The following is a 15,319-nucleotide window of genomic DNA, read 5'->3' as shown; positions in this document are numbered from 1 at the left end:
TCAGATTCCTGAGGGTCAAGCATAGAGACGGGCAATGTGCTCGGCTGTGGCAATCACGGTGATGTTGGTGGCGACCGAGGGCACGTCGGGGAAGATCGACGCGTCCACGACGCGCAGCCCCTGCACACCGATGACCCGCGCTTGCAGGTCGACCACCGCCCGCGCATCCCCCGGTTTGCCCATCGGCGCCGTCGAGGTCGGGTGGTGATAGGTATCGAGACTGGCTTTGACGCTGGCCAGCAAAGCCTCGTCCGAGTCGTTGCCTTGACCGGGGTTGAGCTCGGAATGGATCAACGTGTTCAACGGCCCCGTGGTGCCGATCTTGCGGGCCAGGCGGATGCCATCCAGCAGACGCTGGCGGTCCTTGGGCTCGGCAAGAAAATTCAGGTCGATGTTTGGTGCCACGAAAGGATCACGACTGGCCAGGGTCACCTTGCCCCGGGACAGTGGTCGGGTCAGGGCGACCGCGAGCACGAAGCCGACGCCGGTCGGGCTCTGATCATGAGGAAACAAGTGCGTGGCGGTGATGTGCAGATCCAGCTCGCCATTCTCGGCAGAACGGCTGTGCGTCCAGAGTTTGGCGCCGATGGCGGGCGACTGGCTGCCGATCGCGTCAGGCCTGGCGGCATAGGCGTTGTAGTAGAACGGGTGATCCACCAGGTGCTGCCCGACCGCCAGTTCGGCGACTTGTGGAATCTGCAAGGCATGCAGGTCCTCGCCAGGCCCAACGCCGGAGCGCAGCAGGATCGCGGCACTGCCATAGCTGCCAGCCGAAAGGATCACTTCGCCAGCCAACAACTTCTCACCGTTGGCCAACTGCACGCCGATCGCACGCGTCCCGTCGAACAGCACTTTGTCCACCAGGCTGTCGGTTTGGATATGCAGATTGTCGCGGGCACGCACCTCTTCGGTGAGATACGCCATGCCGGTGTTGACCCGCACGCCGTTGACGATGTTCATCGGGTACGGGCCCACGCCGTGGGCGTCAGCGCCGTCGAAGTCCTCGATTACGCGGTAGCCATTGGCGAAGGTCGCGTAGATGAACGCGCGCTGCATCGGGGTGACATCGGCCTTGCCGAGTTGATGCACCGGCAGCGGCCCTTCGTGGCCGTGCAGCGGGCTCGCACCGCCGCTGTGGGTTTCCAGTTTTTTGAACGACGGCAGCAGCTCTTCATAGCTCCAGCCCGGCAGATCCCACCGCTTGAAATCGGTGGCACGGGCGCGGATGGCCACCGCTCCGTTGATCGCCGAACTGCCTCCCAGCACCTTGCCGCGCAAGGCACCGATGGGGTGGTCGATGTAGCCCGGTCGGGTTTTGTAACCCCATTCGAACTCAGGATTGGCATTGGCACCGACAATGTCGCTGCTGGCAACGATCTCGGGGTAATTTTTCGGGCCGTAGCTATGGCCGGCCTCAAGCAATAACACCTGACGCGTGGTGTTCTCGCTCAATCGACGGGCCAGCACTGCGCCGGCCGAACCACCACCGACAATGATCACATCAGCCGGTGCGCTGTCAGCGGCGCGCTTGCCGGCCATACCGCTTGATTCCAACGCCTGCGCCAAACCACTGCCCGCCGCCAACGTCGCAGCGGCCACAACTCCGCCGGCCAGAACCGCACGGCGAGCAGGATTGTTAAGGGTACTCTTCATCCGTCTTCTTCCCTGTCAGACGCCAGGATGCGTCTGTTGGGGAAAAGCATATGGAAGGAAGCGCCGGCTCATAAGCCGCTGAAAAACGATTCCACGTTTCGTTTTTCTCGAACGAAATCAACTTGGTGCCGGCGTGTGAGCCGAAAGCATTTGCTCCCACACTGGCGGGCTGCCGATCTGCTCGATCAGGAAGCTGGTCAGCGCATGCAGCTTGGGCGACGCGCGCTGGGATCGCCGGTAGACCGCCGAGATATTGCCGCCGCGAGGGGCATAAGGTGCCAGCACTTCTTTGAGTTCACCGGCCACAATCGCCTGCGCCGCGAGGAAGGTCGGCAGTATCGCCAGGCCCATGCCAGCCTTGGCGGCTTCCATGAGTTGATGGCCATTGTTGGTGCGCATCCGGCAGCGCACACGGAACGATTCCAGGGTGTTGTTCACTGGCAGCGTCCACATGCCGTGGGGCTCGCGATTCACATAAAGCATGGCGAAATGCTGGGACAACTCTTGTGGGGTTTGCGGTGTGCCGTGAGCGGCCAAGTAATCTGGACTCGCGCAGATGATGTGACGGTTGGGCGTAATGGTCTTGGCGACCAACGAGGAGTCAGGCAACTCCCCGATGCGGATGGCCGCGTCATAGCGCTCTTCGTGCAGGTTGACGTGGCGGTCATCGAACTCGATGTCCAGCCGCAACTCCGGGTAACGCACCGCGAAGGACGACAGAATCGGCGTCAAGTAGCGAATGCTGAAAGCCATCGGCGCTGCCAGCCGCAAGACGCCGCGCAAGCTCGATTGAAACGCCAGCACCGCGTCTTCTGCATCTTCGACGTCGGCCAGAATTCGCACGCAGTAGCGGTAAAACACATCGCCCGACTCCGTCAGCCGGGCCTGACGACCGCGCTCCAGCAAGATGCTGCCCAGGCGTTTTTCCAGTTGCTGGATCCGCAGGCTGACCATTGATTTTGCGATACCCAAACGCCGAGCGGCTTCGGAAATACTGCCGGTGTCCACCACCATGACGAAAGAATGCATCTCGGACAGCTTGTTCAAGTTTTGGTAATCCAGAGAAAAATCGGGGGCGTGCCCTGATGCCAGTCCGCTAAGCCGTAACGCGATCTGTAGCAGCTGGCAAAGCCTGCGTTCGGCTGCGCAGCAGTCGTGAAATCAGACGATGCGGTGTTTCAGGAAGACCGCGAACTCAGGTTTCACGATTGCTGCGCAGCCGAACGCAGGCTTCGCCAGCTGCTACAGGTCGCGTAACGGCGGGCACCAGTGCATGCCCCCGCAAAGTTTTTGTTATGCGAATCAGCGGGATTTTTTTATGGCGTCGGCCAACTTTTCCGCCGTCATGATGACGGTCGGGTTCAAGTTGATCAGCGGGATCGAGGGGAAAATAGAGGCATCAATTACGCGCAGTCCTTCGATGCCGTAAACGCGCCCTTCCTCATCCACCACAGCGCACGGGTCGTCCGGCAATCCCATCGGAGCCGTCGAACAAGGATGCTGCAAGGTGCCCACGCCTTTTGCCAGCGTCGCACGGATTTGCTCATCGCTGTCGTCAGTCGATGAACCCGGATAGAGCTCTTCCACGATCAGGCTCTTGAGCGGTTCGGTGTTGGCCAGTTTCCTGGCCAGACGGAAGCACTCGATCATCCTGTTCATGTCATCGTCACTGGTCAGGTGATTGAGTTCGATGACAGGTGCTTCTTGGGGATCGCGACTGCTCAAACGCAGGCGACCGTGAGATGTGCAATGCATCAGTTCCAGGCCCAGGGAAAAAGCGACACCGGTTGGACTGGTGGCGGGATCGAGCAGGTGTGAGGGAGAAATGCCGATGTCCAGTTCTTTGTCCGAACTGGCGTAGGAGGAATGAGTCCACAACTGCGCCCCCACCACCGGATGATCTTGCCCCTTCAACGCTTCTACTCCACTGAAGTTCATCCAGAAGAACGCATGATCGAGCAGTCGAACACCGACCGGCGCGTCTTTTACCAAGGGGATATCCAACGCTTCAAGGTCTGCCCTTGGACCGATGCCTGAGCGTAATAGAATGGCAGCAGACCCATAGGCGCCAGCGCTCAGAATGACTTCTTTGCCGTGGACTTTTTCACCTCCTGCCAACAACACCGACTGAACCTTGCCACCTTCAAACATCACCTTGTCTACGAGGCTTTGATCGAGGATCGACAGGTTCTGGCGATCGCGCACTTCACGCGTGAGGTAGGCCATCCCGGTGTTAACGCGTACGCCGTTGATCACGTTCATTGGATTAGGGCCGGCGCCGTTGTTGGCCTCGGGGTCATTGAAGTCGTCGACTCTGTTTGCGCCGCACGCCCATGCCGCCTCGACCATTGCGCGCTGGACCGGGGTGATGTAATCCAGTGACATCTGGTGAATAGGCAGCGGACCGCTGCGGCCGTGCCATTTGTCTTCACCGTGGGCCGTGCGCTCCATTTTTTTGTAATACGGCAGCACCTCGTCAAAGCTCCAGCCTTTCAGGCCTTTGGCAGTGAAGCGCGCAAAGTCAAAAGGCAACGCACGGCAGGCGACGGCGCCATTGATGGCAGAGCTTCCGCCCAGTACTTTTCCACGCGGGGTGTAGACAGATTGCGGTTGCTCGACCGGCGTCGCGAAATAGCCCCACTCGTAACGCTGATCCGTGTTGGCGGCGATGATGTTGCTGTTGTAGATCTCTACCGGGTATTCATCAGGGTCGAAGGCTCGACCCGCCTCAACCAGCAGAACTCTCAGTTTGGGGTCTTCCGACAATCGCGCCGCCAATACGGCACCGGCAGAACCGCCACCCAGAATGACAAAGTCGAATACCTTGCTGTGCACAGTCATGTTCATTTCCCTATTTATCTGGCGACTTTCATTTACATTGCGGGTCAAGTTCAGCGCGTGGTGTTGAGCGCTTCGGTAATGACCCTGGCCACGTCTGCAGGTCGAGACTGATGCGGCACATGACTGGTCGGCAGCGTCGTCGTTGTTGCGTTGATTTTCCGGGCGAGTGCGCGCTGCAGATCAGGTGCAATCATGCGATCGCGCTCACTGACGATGTACCACGAGGGCTTTTGCTTCCAAGCGGCCACGCTAATGCGCTCGTCGAACGCTTTGGAGTTGATCGCGCCTTGCGTGGCAGCCATCACCCGGCCCTGCGCAGCGGGCACGTCCGGGGCAAAATCCTGCTCCATCCCTTGCTGCGAGAGCGACAGATACCCAGCCTTGTCGACCACGAACTCACGCATGCCCGGCGACGGCGGATAATCTTTGCCGACCTCGGCCGTGGTCTGCCCGACGTCAGGGGCGAACGCGGCCACATACACCAGCGCGGCTACCTTATCGTTTGCACCGGCCTCGGTGATTACACTGCCGCCCCATGAATGCCCGACCAACACGACGTTGCCCGGCGCCGCTTCAATAGCGCGGCGGGTTGTGGCCACATCATCGGTCAGCGAATTCAAACCGTTCTGCACGGCCCGTACCTTCACACCGTTGGCCTGTAGCAAAGTGATCACCTTCGCCCAGTCAGAACCATCGGCAAACGCACCGTGCACCAGCACCACGGAAGGATCGCTTGCAGCGTTGGCGCCCAGTGCGGCCAAACCCATAGACATGGCGAGAATCGTCCTGCGAAACATCTGAAGCTCCTTTAGTGAACCAACCGAACGGCGGCAATCTAGGCGCTTTGCTGTCGTGTGAACCAGTCCCGAAAAACGGGTTTGTCTTTCCCATCCATTGGACGATCGTTCTTGTATAGTTGGCCTCTTTTGGCCGAATGGATGCCGTCCGGTGCTCGACCTCAATGACCTTCAATACTTTGTGATGGTGGTGGACCACGGTGGCTTCGCGCCGACTGCACGGGCGCTAGGCATTCCAAAATCCAATCTCAGCCGACGGATTGCGTTGCTCGAAGAACGCTTGGGCGTGCGTCTGATCATCCGTAACACCCGCAGCTTCAAAGTGACGGAATTAGGGCAGACGTATTACGCCCATTGCCGTGCGATGCTCAAAGGGGCAGAAGCCGCTGAAGCGGCTGTGGCCATGACCCGCTCGGAGCCTGGCGGGTTGCTGCGCGTCACTTGCCCAACCGTCTTACTGGAAGAATGCGTCGGCGGCATCATCACGCGATTCATGGCCATGCACCCGCGTGTCGAGGTGCATCTGGAGGCCAGCGATCGGCAGGTCGATGTGGTGGCCGAGGGTGTTGACCTTGCACTCAGAGTACGCCCGCCTCCCCTTCAGGATTCGGACCTTGTGAACCGGGTCATGTCCCAGCGACCACAATGCCTGGTGGCCAGTCCTGCGCTATTGAACCGCCTGGGTGAACCCCGAGAGCCGGAAGATTTGTCACGCTTCCCCAGCGTCCATCACGGCAGTCCGCAACGTGATTACAGCTGGACGTTGTTCCATCAACATGGCGGGGAATTTACGATTCAGCATCGTCCGCAACTGATTACCAAGGGACTGCCCATGCTGCGATGCGCGGCGATAGACAGTGTGGGTATTGCGCAGATGCCGATGTCGTTGGTGCATGACTTTATTGAGCGTGGGCAGCTCGTTGTGGTTTTGCCTGATTGGGCGCCGCGGACTGAGATGATTTATGCGGTGTTTGCGAGCAGGCACGGGATGCTGCCGTCGATGCGGGTGTTGATTGATTTTATGGTGGAGCAGTTCAGGTTGCTGGATGATCCGATGCGGGGGATGCGGGGGAGTCCGCTGGTTTGATGGTTTGTTTGCCCGCGAACTCAAAGTAACCGAATGCCAGACACAAAAAAGCCCACTGACCGTTACCGGTTCAGTGGGCTTTTTACTGCGTGACGCGTTGAAACAACGCCCTCCCGAGCCGCGCAGATGGACGCGCAATGATCAAAAAATCCGTGACCACTACGCGACAAGCTCAACGTAACTCGACTCCCCTCCTCCAGTCGCGCCCGACAACCAACCCCATACGAATGACAGAGTTGTACGCCCTGCCTGATCAACGCCGACCGTGCCACGAGACCAGCCGGCAAGAATCTCACCCTCCGTAGTCAAGCAATGATAAAGAAGCTCAATGGTATCGAGACCGGTCACGCGTCCGACTTGATTACCCGTGCGGATCCGACCACCTTGGTAAGTGCCCGAAATGGCATCTTCCTCAACATAGTAATGAAATACCGTGCCTGCTCCGGATAGCCCATGGGCGTTGCCCGCTACCGTAAATCTGCGATTGTTCAAACGCTCGCTGATTTGAGAAAAAGGAGTTTCCATAAATGTCGCGTCCTTTAGTCGATATGTTCCATTTCATCTTTCGATGGTCCTAACCCTTACCCGTTTGACCAGCTGCCCGTGAGTGTTCCCGAAAAGGTTCTCTCTACCGGCCCAACGAGAAAAACCGGTCCCACGCCATCCCATTGAACGGTGACTGTTCCGCCATCACATTCAACCTCAACGGAGTTGTCTAACAAGCCACGACGAATTCCATTAACAACGGCGCCACAAGAGCAGGAACCTGAACCGAGCGGAATACCGCCCCAGCGCTCCCAAATGCGCAACCGGATGTGTTTTCGGTCAATGATCTGGACGAAATGTACGTTCGTCCTGAGAGGAAACAGAGGGTTGGTTTCAATTGCCGGCCCGATAGTCGCTAAATCAATCGCCCTTAGATCATCCACAAAATAGGTGCAGTGCGGATTTCCCATGCTGCATGCAGCTGGATCACCCGAAAGTGGCAACACTACAGTATCCAGTTCCTGAGCCAGGGGAACGTCCGACCAGCCGAAAAGCGGGTCCCCCATGTTGACTGAAATGGCGCCGGTTGAGGTTCGTTGACAGGTGAGCAGACCACGGTTAGTTCGTAGCGCTATCGAATTGGAATTTGCTTCGCGCATCAGCATATCCGCGACTCCCCGCGTTGCGCTGCCGCAAACATCCAGCGTGGAGCCATCTGCATTCCAAAACATCAAGCGCGCACCTGCATCATCGCAATCGAGCACCACTGCGAGTTGATTGAATCCGACGCCGCGGTTGCGATCACCCATTCGCCGGGCCATGGAGCCTGTCACTGGATTGGCCGAATTTCGCGAGTCCACAACAACGAAGTCATCGCCACTTGCGTGCATCTTATGAAAACTCAGTGGCATAAATAGATCCTGGCGAGGAGACATTGGTGATTTGATGGTTGAAGGCGATCTAGCCCCCAACAATATGACTTTTGCAAGATGCGTGAGGCAGGCCCCTCTACCACAAAACACTCGTCTCCTTTGAGCATTTCGAAACCTGCAAGACCAGACACAAAAAGCCCACTGACTTCACCAGACCTGTGGGCCTTGCGATTACGGCCTTGGGAGCCTTAGCCTTCCAGCAGCCAGACCCACCACATGACCATCGCGGGCAGCGGAGTCAGTTGTACCAATCAGGATGACGCGCTTGCTGTACAGAACATGGCAGGCCAAGTACGGAACCTACATTGGCGATTCACTAATGTAGGCGTGGCCAGGGGGTACCGAAACAACGTCACTGTTTATTCTGAGAATATTTCCACGTAACCGTTTCGATTAGTTCACGAGCGCGGCTTCACCAACTGGACAGAATACTGTTCATTGTCTAGCGTCAACAAATAGCAACCCGATATCGAAAAACCACCTGGAAACTATAGATTTTTAAGCGGTGATAGCGCGCTTCCAAGGAGGGATTCATGTGACAAAAATACAACCATTTACCCTATAAACCCAGTAGAAAAACACACTCATACATAGCCAGCTATCCTTTTACGAAAAACAAAGGGAGCACAGTTAATGCAAGCTTGCGCCGCTCAACTCTTAATCATTTTCACTATTTTTCTCGCGTCCTGTACTACCAATCATGACTTGACCGACTATAAACGCTATCCGGACGGTAAAGAGGATTGGCGAACAACAACTGAAATAGAACAAAATTTTTACAGAACGAGCCGAAGCATTCCTTCCGGAACACCAGACGTTGGCATCGCCCTTTCCGGAGGAGGTCAACGAGCGGCCTCCGTCAGCATTGGTTTTTTAAGCGCCCTTGACGAACAAGGTATTCTTCAGGATGTAGATATAATTTCTTCAGTTTCCGGTGGAAGTTACGCCGCCTACTGGTGGTACACAAAACGGTACTCGGCAAATCTTGAGCGTGAATCAACAGCAATCAAAACGTCCGAACATGCAGATAGCGCACCTCTCTACAACCGATATTATCCACCAGGCCTATGTGCGTACTTTAAGAAAAATTACACCGAAACACCACAACTAGACCGCTGCAAAAACCAAAGAGCATGGAAATATAAATTCCATCGCCACAACCTAAACAGCGGACATCTTCTCACTTACTCTCAGGAATACACACAAGCACCAGAATTATTTGGCAAAACACTATCATGGATAATAACCACACCCGTACACTGGGTTGCCAATGGACTATTCGACATGAAGTTAAATGCCAACCTTTTTCAAAACTACTACCAAAACGGGTTAGAAAGAGAGTACGGCCTCTATCCGGGCTGTAAATACGATGAAACGAATTGTAAATTAAAAGATTACACAAACTCTCGACTGGCGGGACTAAGAGCTATCAATCCAGCGCCAAACTTATTACTAACCAGCATGAAAGAAAAACATGAACCCTATTGGGTTATAAACACTACAGCCGCCTATAACACACGCTCAGCCCCCAAAATGTTTCGCTTCATTCCAGCGTTCGGTTATAGCAAATCTCTTTACGATAGTGTCTACGAATTTTCACCTACCGTTCAAGGCTCACCTCGATTTGGCTATTGCTTCCCTGGTAATAGTAATTGCGTTGAAAACAACATTGAATTATCAAGGCAGGTTGCTCTATCCGGAGCAGCATTTGACTCGCTTCCTGCTGGCGCAAATTCGGCAATTGATATTTTCAACCTCGCACTTGGCCAGTATATATCGAACCCTAAAGTCTCGGACGGAGATAGAACCATTCATAGAGTTATCCCTGCACCATTTGTATGGTTTCACGAAAATCGTCATGACGAAACCGCTCCATTTATTTATCTAAGCGACGGAGGCCACTCGGACAACCTTGGCTTGTACTCATTAGTCAGACGCGGAACAAAAAAAATAATAGTACTGGACGCAGAAAGCGAGAACGGTAAAAAGGGAAACAAATCAGTATTTGAAGCATTGAAGTCAGACCGTTGCAAACTGGGAACTGAGCGAAATATTTTGATAGACATTCCAGAGCTTACGAACTCTACAGATAAAAGCAAAACCCCATGCAGCGGAGAAGCCGGACCTAGCGACATAGATTACAAAGCAGCTAAAAACTCTGTATATCGTGGAAATATCTGCCAGATGAACAAAATTGACTTTAATGCAAAATGCGACCCGGCCAAAAGCATCCAGCTAATTTATGTAAAGTTATCCTATGACTACTCAAAAAATCAAAAATGCCTTAAAGGTACCAGTAACTGCCTAGATCCAAAAAACTATCTGACGCCATCGGATTGCGCCATCCCCAATGCACGTTATTCATGCGACACATTGTGGTTTGCGATAAACAATCAAAATGATAAATTCCCACATGCACCGACCACGGATGTGTTTTATAGCCTAGAGCAATATGCAGGATATACAGCATTAGGATTTGACCTTGGCAGGGAGGCTATAACAAAAATCCAGAATTCCAGCTCGTCTCCTGTCGAAACTAATTAAATTCCATCTGCAGACGCCAGTAAACCTGCAACCCGCGATGAGTACAGCCCTCCCACAACGAAAAGCCCGCTGACCGTTACCGGTTCAGCGGGCTTTTTCTACTGCGGATCAGCTCAGGCAAACGACCCACCGAAACAGCGGGACATCCAAATCACAAAGCCATATCACTAGCAGCATTAGCCTTCAGCGCCTTCGCCTTATCAGCAGCAGCCGGAGCAGCAGCCGGAGCCACCACCTGACCAATCGCCGGCGGCGGAGTCAGCTGCAATACCTTCGCGGTGTAAGCCCACTCCTGCGCAACCTTCTCAGGACTGCCATTCAGCTGAGTGCCATAGCTCGGCACGATCTGATGCAGCTTCTCCTGCCAGGCAGGACTCGCAACCTTGTCCTTGAACACTTTCTGCAGCACGGTCAGCATGATCGGTGCAGCAGTCGATGCGCCCGGCGAAGCGCCCAACAGACCGGCAATCGTGCCGTCAGCGGAAGCCACGATCTCGGTACCCAACTTCAGCACACCGCCAGCCGCTTCATCACGCTTGATGATTTGCACGCGTTGGCCGGCTTGCCACAGGCGCCAGTCTTCGGCTTTGGCGTTCGGGAAGTATTCTTTCAGGGCGTTGAGGCGGTCTTCGTCAGACAGCATCAGTTGGCCGGCAAGGTACTCGACCAGCGGGTATTCCTTGATGCCGACTTTGGTCATTGGCCACACGTTGTGCGTGGTGGTGGTGGTCAGCAGGTCCAGGTACGAGCCTTCTTTGAGGAACTTGGTACTGAAGGTCGCGAATGGGCCAAACAGGATGACGCGCTTGCCGTCCAGGACACGGGTGTCCAGGTGCGGAACCGACATTGGCGGTGCGCCAACGGAGGCTTTGCCGTAGGCCTTGGCCAGGTGTTGCTCGGCGATGGTCGGGTTCTCGGTTACGAGGAACGAGCCGCCCACCGGGAAGCCTGCGTATTCCTGGGCTTCAGGAATGCCGGACTTCTGCAGCAGGTGCAGTGCACCGCCGCCCGCGCCGATGAACACGAACTTGGCGTCGGTTTCGGATTTGCTGCCGTCTTTCAGGTTTTTGTAGCTGACGCGCCAGGTGCCGTCTTCGTTCTTGATGATGTCTTGCACTTCGCTAGACAGTTTCAAGTCGAACTTCGGCGTGGTTTGCAGGTGCGCAACGAACTGGCGGGTGATCTCGCCGAAGTTGACGTCGGTGCCGATCGGGCTCCAGGTGGCCGCGATTTTCTGGTTCGGGTCGCGCCCTTCCATCATCAGCGGAACCCACTTCTTGATCACAGCCGGGTCTTCGGAGTACTGCATGCCGGCGAACAACGGGCTCGCTTGCAGGGCTTCGTAGCGCTTCTTCAGGAACTTGATGTTGTCATCGCCCCACACAAAGCTCATGTGCGGTGTGGAGTTGATGAACGACCGCGGGTTTTTCAGCACGCCTTGCTGAACCTGCCAGGCCCAGAACTGACGGGAGATCTGAAAGGCTTCGTTGATTTCAACGGCTTTCGGGATCTGTACGTTGCCCTTGTCGTCTTCCGGGGTGTAGTTCAACTCGGCCAGGGCGGAGTGACCGGTACCGGCGTTGTTCCAGCCGTTGGAGCTTTCCAGGGCGACGCCGTCGAGGCGCTCGATCATTTCCATCGAAGTGCCAGGTTCCAGCTCGTTGAGCCAGACACCCAGAGTCGCGCTCATGATGCCGCCGCCGATCAGCAGTACATCAACTTTCTTTGCCTCTTCCGCGTGAACGGACGTGATCCCCATCGACAAAGCCAGCCCCAGCAGGGCCGTGTTCATTTTCTTAAACATCTGTAGCACCTATGATAAAACGCCATCCGCCCTTCCATCCTCATTCACGGAGCCCCGGGTTCACGACATTCAGGCAGGACGTCATGGGTGCTCGTACATAAGGATTGGAGGGTGGGCACACAAGGCCGACTGTCTGCATCGACCTCAGTTTATATGTCCCTACTGAACTGACTTTTTATCATTATTGGCTTCAGCTACTTGAGCGACATTGATCCTGTCGGCACGTCTCAAGGACGGGCAAACTGAATAGGTCAAACCAAGTTGGCGCGCAGAATATCACGGCTCGATGACCGCGCGCTTCCGAAAGGACTTATGAGTCTAGTCCAGACGAGGCTCGTTCGCCGCGTTCTGGCCCAAACGATTCAGCACAAACACCTTGGCGTTGTGGGTCATTTGGTCCAGATGCCGGTCGCGCTGCTTTTCAGCATCGACCATTGCGCGCTTTCCGTGTTTTTGCAGCAAGTAGGTATGTATCTGCCGGACCTCTAAAGAACTGTAGATAAATGTGACATCCAACAGTCCCATCAGGCCTTCACTGCTGTGGTCGCGGGTGTTCATCAGCACCTGCGTGCCGCGCACGCCCAGCACCTGAAAATCCATCGACTCGAACCACTGCACCTTGGCAACGGTGCAGGTCAGTTCGGCGTGCGGGTAGCGGCTGATCATGTCTTGTAACATGGCCCGTGCGACACCTCGACGACGATGACCCGCGTCGACGGCCATGTAGGCCACGCCACACGCTTCGGGATCATCCTTGACCGGCAGGTACAGCAGAAAGCCGATGACCTTTTCAGGGTCTTCATCGTCGGTGGCGACGATCAACTCGACCGCAATGCCCTTGGTCCCGCCGAGGGCCTCCAGGTACAGATGCACTTCGTAGCCGACCGCGTACTGATACACGTTGTACAGCGGGTTGCTCGGCGCGATGCCGACCATGCTGATGTCGGTCAGGTTGTCGACGACCATCTGCAGGATCTGGCTGTTGATGTGCTCCGGGCACGGGGTTTGAAAGTGGCTGAGCTGGGGCATTGCGTGACGGACTCCAAGGATCAAGGCGCACCCGTGACGTGAAATGTTGGCATCGGGCGCGCCTATGATAACTGCTGTGGCAGCCTTTCCCTCGACTGACTTACCGAACCTCTTCCACTTCACCCGGACGCCAGGCCTTGGTGAAGAAAGGTTCAAGCGGCCCGTATAACCGCAAAAGCATGAACCAGCCTTTGCCCGGCAGCGTCTGAATCCAGTTGCCACGCTTCACGCCTTCCGGCTGTTGAGGGCCGAAGTAGACGGTGGTCGAGCCATCCGTATCGGCCTCGGCGGCTGGTGACGGGTAGCTCTGACTGCCGGCGCGCGGGTAACGTTGCGGGGTATCCAGCATCGATCGGGTCTGGTTGTCGTACACGGTGAACGACCAGAAGTTGGCTTCAGGAATACCTTTTGGCAGCGTCACCTTGTAGGTCTTGACCCCGTCGAAATACTCCTTCTTCGAGTCCAGCATGGCGAACAAATATTGCGAACCGATGCCTGGCAAACGCATCGCCATTGCCGGCGTGATGCCGGTGACGCCGTAGAAAAACGCCGAGCGCGCATCCAGGGTGCGGTAGCCCGTCGCCGGGAACGGCTTGGCACCTTCGGAGGTAATCATCGGAATGGGAGTTTCAAATTCACTGCCACTGATGAACAGGAAGTTGGACCAGGCAGAACAGCTATACATCACCGGAATAATGGCCGTTCAGCGAAGAGCGGCCTTGTTGAACCGATGTTTATCAGCCAGGAACGGCTTCATCGCCACAGATTGATCGCCATGCCGCTTGCGCCAGCAATTCCCTGTAGTCCTTCGGGCTGCCAGCCACCCTCCCCGACAACCATGCCCGGCAGTAACTGTCGGCCTGACCAATGATCAGCGACGGCAGCAGTTCGGCAGGAAATGCTCGCAGCTCGTCGCGCCGGCCGGGTTCTGCCAGCCATTGTCCGAGCTTTTGATTACGGGTTTTGTTACGGGCGGCAAGTTCGTCCTTGAATGGGCCTTTGGTGACGGCGAACCGCGCGTGGTACTGGAAACGTGCCCACTCGGGTTGGTTGTCCACCCAATCGACGTAGCTGTGGACCAGCGCGTGCACGCCCTCTTCAGTTGTCTGTGCTTCGGCGAGATAGTTGTCGCGAAGCAGTGCCTGATCGTCCAGTGCGGTGAAAAACAGCGCGGCCACCAAGCCTTCCTTGTTGCCGAAATGATGGTAGATCGCGCCCACGCTGGTATCGCATTCGGCGCGGATCATTTCGATGGTCGTGGCTTCGAGCCCTTGTTCGTTGAACAGGGCCAGGGCCTTTCTGAAGATGTCGCGCTTGAGCTCGGCTCTTCTGCCGGGGTAACTGCGCTCGAGTAAATCTGACGTTTCCATGCTGGACACAGGCCAAAAAAATCCATGACAAGGCAAGCGGCTGCCAATGAGAAAGCTGCGCTAGGTTGACAGATTTCACCGCGACAGAATACTGCTCCGTTACAGAACATTATTCTGTTACGGAACATCATTCTGCAAAACAATTCCTCAGCGAGGCTTCAAAATGAGTCAGTTTCTCAGCATGTTTAACAGCGCCGGCCCGGAAGCGTTCAGCAAAATGGCCTGCCAGGTGGCGCCCTACTTCAGCACCATCAACCCGCTGATCTCGGCGTTGCGTCCGGGCCATGCCACGGTGCAGGTGCCCTTCAGCCGGGAGATCACCAACCACTTGGGCTCGGTCCACGCGATTGCGATGTGCAATGCCGCCGAACTGGCCGCCGGGACGATGACCGACGTGTCCATTCCCGCGGGTGCGCGCTGGATTCCAAAAGGGATGACGGTTGAGTATCTGGCCAAGGCCAAAACAGACGTGACGGCGGTGGCCGATGGTGAGGCAGTGGATTGGCTAACGGAAGGCGACAAGATCGTGCCGGTGGATATTCATGACGCCGAAGGCAAGAAGGTGTTCACGGCGCGGATCACCATGAACGTGAAGCTCGCTTAACTCCCCTTAACAAAAAGCCAGCCTGTTAAAAAAGGTACTGTGAACACAAATCCTGTGGCGAGGGGACTTGTCGGAATGCCGCATCACCCCGTTCGGCTGCGAAGCAGTCGTAAAACCTGGCGACACGGTTAGGCTGAAGAATGCAGGGGGCCGCTTCGCGACCCAACGGGGA

The 15,319-nt window shown here is 56.0% G+C and carries 13 protein-coding genes; 3 read left to right on the top strand and 10 right to left on the bottom strand.

Annotated features, from left to right (window positions below; all coding sequences use genetic code 11):
- Positions 1–15 precede the first annotated feature (15 nt).
- The 4 genes from ACYZTM_RS27320 to ACYZTM_RS27305 form a co-directional block, all read right to left on the bottom strand.
- Complete coding sequence (locus tag ACYZTM_RS27320) at positions 16–1,653, bottom strand: GMC family oxidoreductase (protein ID WP_461985679.1); 1,638 nt, start codon at positions 1,651–1,653, stop codon at positions 16–18.
- Between the two features lie 117 nt (positions 1,654–1,770).
- Positions 1,771–2,700 carry a LysR family transcriptional regulator gene (locus ACYZTM_RS27315; protein ID WP_131062692.1) on the bottom strand — a complete coding sequence of 310 codons (930 nt, stop codon included), beginning with the start codon at positions 2,698–2,700 and terminating at the stop codon, positions 1,771–1,773.
- Positions 2,701–2,955: 255 nt separating this feature from the next.
- Positions 2,956–4,494: a GMC family oxidoreductase gene (locus ACYZTM_RS27310; protein ID WP_461985676.1), complete on the bottom strand. Its 1,539-nt coding sequence runs from the start codon at positions 4,492–4,494 to the stop codon at positions 2,956–2,958.
- A gap of 50 nt (positions 4,495–4,544) precedes the next feature.
- Positions 4,545–5,291 (bottom strand): alpha/beta fold hydrolase, encoded by a 747-nt coding sequence (locus ACYZTM_RS27305; RefSeq protein WP_461985674.1) that lies wholly within the window; start codon positions 5,289–5,291, stop codon positions 4,545–4,547.
- A 151-nt stretch (positions 5,292–5,442) separates the two neighbouring features.
- On the opposite strand from ACYZTM_RS27305, the gene ACYZTM_RS27300 reads away from it, so the two are divergent.
- Complete coding sequence (locus ACYZTM_RS27300) at positions 5,443–6,378, top strand: LysR substrate-binding domain-containing protein (protein ID WP_461985672.1); 936 nt, start codon at positions 5,443–5,445, stop codon at positions 6,376–6,378.
- A gap of 159 nt (positions 6,379–6,537) precedes the next feature.
- Here the strand turns inward: ACYZTM_RS27300 and ACYZTM_RS27295 are convergent, their stop codons facing one another.
- Both ACYZTM_RS27295 and dapF read right to left on the bottom strand, forming a co-directional pair.
- Positions 6,538–6,903 carry a hypothetical protein gene (locus ACYZTM_RS27295; protein WP_461985670.1) on the bottom strand — a complete coding sequence of 122 codons (366 nt, stop codon included), beginning with the start codon at positions 6,901–6,903 and terminating at the stop codon, positions 6,538–6,540.
- Positions 6,904–6,959: 56 nt separating this feature from the next.
- Entirely contained in the window at positions 6,960–7,775 is an 816-nt protein-coding gene (gene dapF, locus ACYZTM_RS27290; RefSeq protein WP_461985668.1) for a diaminopimelate epimerase, read from the bottom strand.
- 654 nt (positions 7,776–8,429) lie between these two features.
- Here dapF and ACYZTM_RS27285 point away from each other — a divergent pair.
- Positions 8,430–10,340 (top strand): patatin-like phospholipase family protein, encoded by a 1,911-nt coding sequence (locus ACYZTM_RS27285; RefSeq protein ID WP_461985666.1) that lies wholly within the window; start codon positions 8,430–8,432, stop codon positions 10,338–10,340.
- A gap of 151 nt (positions 10,341–10,491) precedes the next feature.
- On the opposite strand, the gene mqo is transcribed toward ACYZTM_RS27285, so the two are convergent.
- The 4 genes from mqo to ACYZTM_RS27265 all read right to left on the bottom strand — a co-directional run bounded on the left by mqo (position 10,492) and on the right by ACYZTM_RS27265 (position 14,543).
- Positions 10,492–12,144, bottom strand: a complete 1,653-nt coding sequence (gene mqo / locus ACYZTM_RS27280; protein ID WP_461985664.1) for a malate dehydrogenase (quinone) — start codon at positions 12,142–12,144, stop codon at positions 10,492–10,494.
- A gap of 318 nt (positions 12,145–12,462) precedes the next feature.
- Entirely contained in the window at positions 12,463–13,173 is a 711-nt protein-coding gene (locus ACYZTM_RS27275; RefSeq protein WP_461985662.1) for a GNAT family N-acetyltransferase, read from the bottom strand.
- A gap of 100 nt (positions 13,174–13,273) precedes the next feature.
- Positions 13,274–13,789 carry a DUF1214 domain-containing protein gene (locus ACYZTM_RS27270; protein WP_461985660.1) on the bottom strand — a complete coding sequence of 172 codons (516 nt, stop codon included), beginning with the start codon at positions 13,787–13,789 and terminating at the stop codon, positions 13,274–13,276.
- A 121-nt stretch (positions 13,790–13,910) separates the two neighbouring features.
- Positions 13,911–14,543, bottom strand: coding sequence for a TetR/AcrR family transcriptional regulator (locus ACYZTM_RS27265; RefSeq protein ID WP_131062683.1), 633 nt, complete (start codon positions 14,541–14,543; stop codon positions 13,911–13,913).
- A gap of 163 nt (positions 14,544–14,706) precedes the next feature.
- Between ACYZTM_RS27265 and ACYZTM_RS27260 the strand changes: the two genes are divergently transcribed.
- Positions 14,707–15,147 (top strand): hotdog fold domain-containing protein, encoded by a 441-nt coding sequence (locus ACYZTM_RS27260; RefSeq protein WP_131062682.1) that lies wholly within the window; start codon positions 14,707–14,709, stop codon positions 15,145–15,147.
- Positions 15,148–15,319: the final 172 nt, after the last annotated feature.

Source organism: Pseudomonas sp. MDT2-39-1 (genome assembly GCF_054898085.1).
This window is presented reverse-complemented; position numbering and strand designations above follow the sequence as displayed.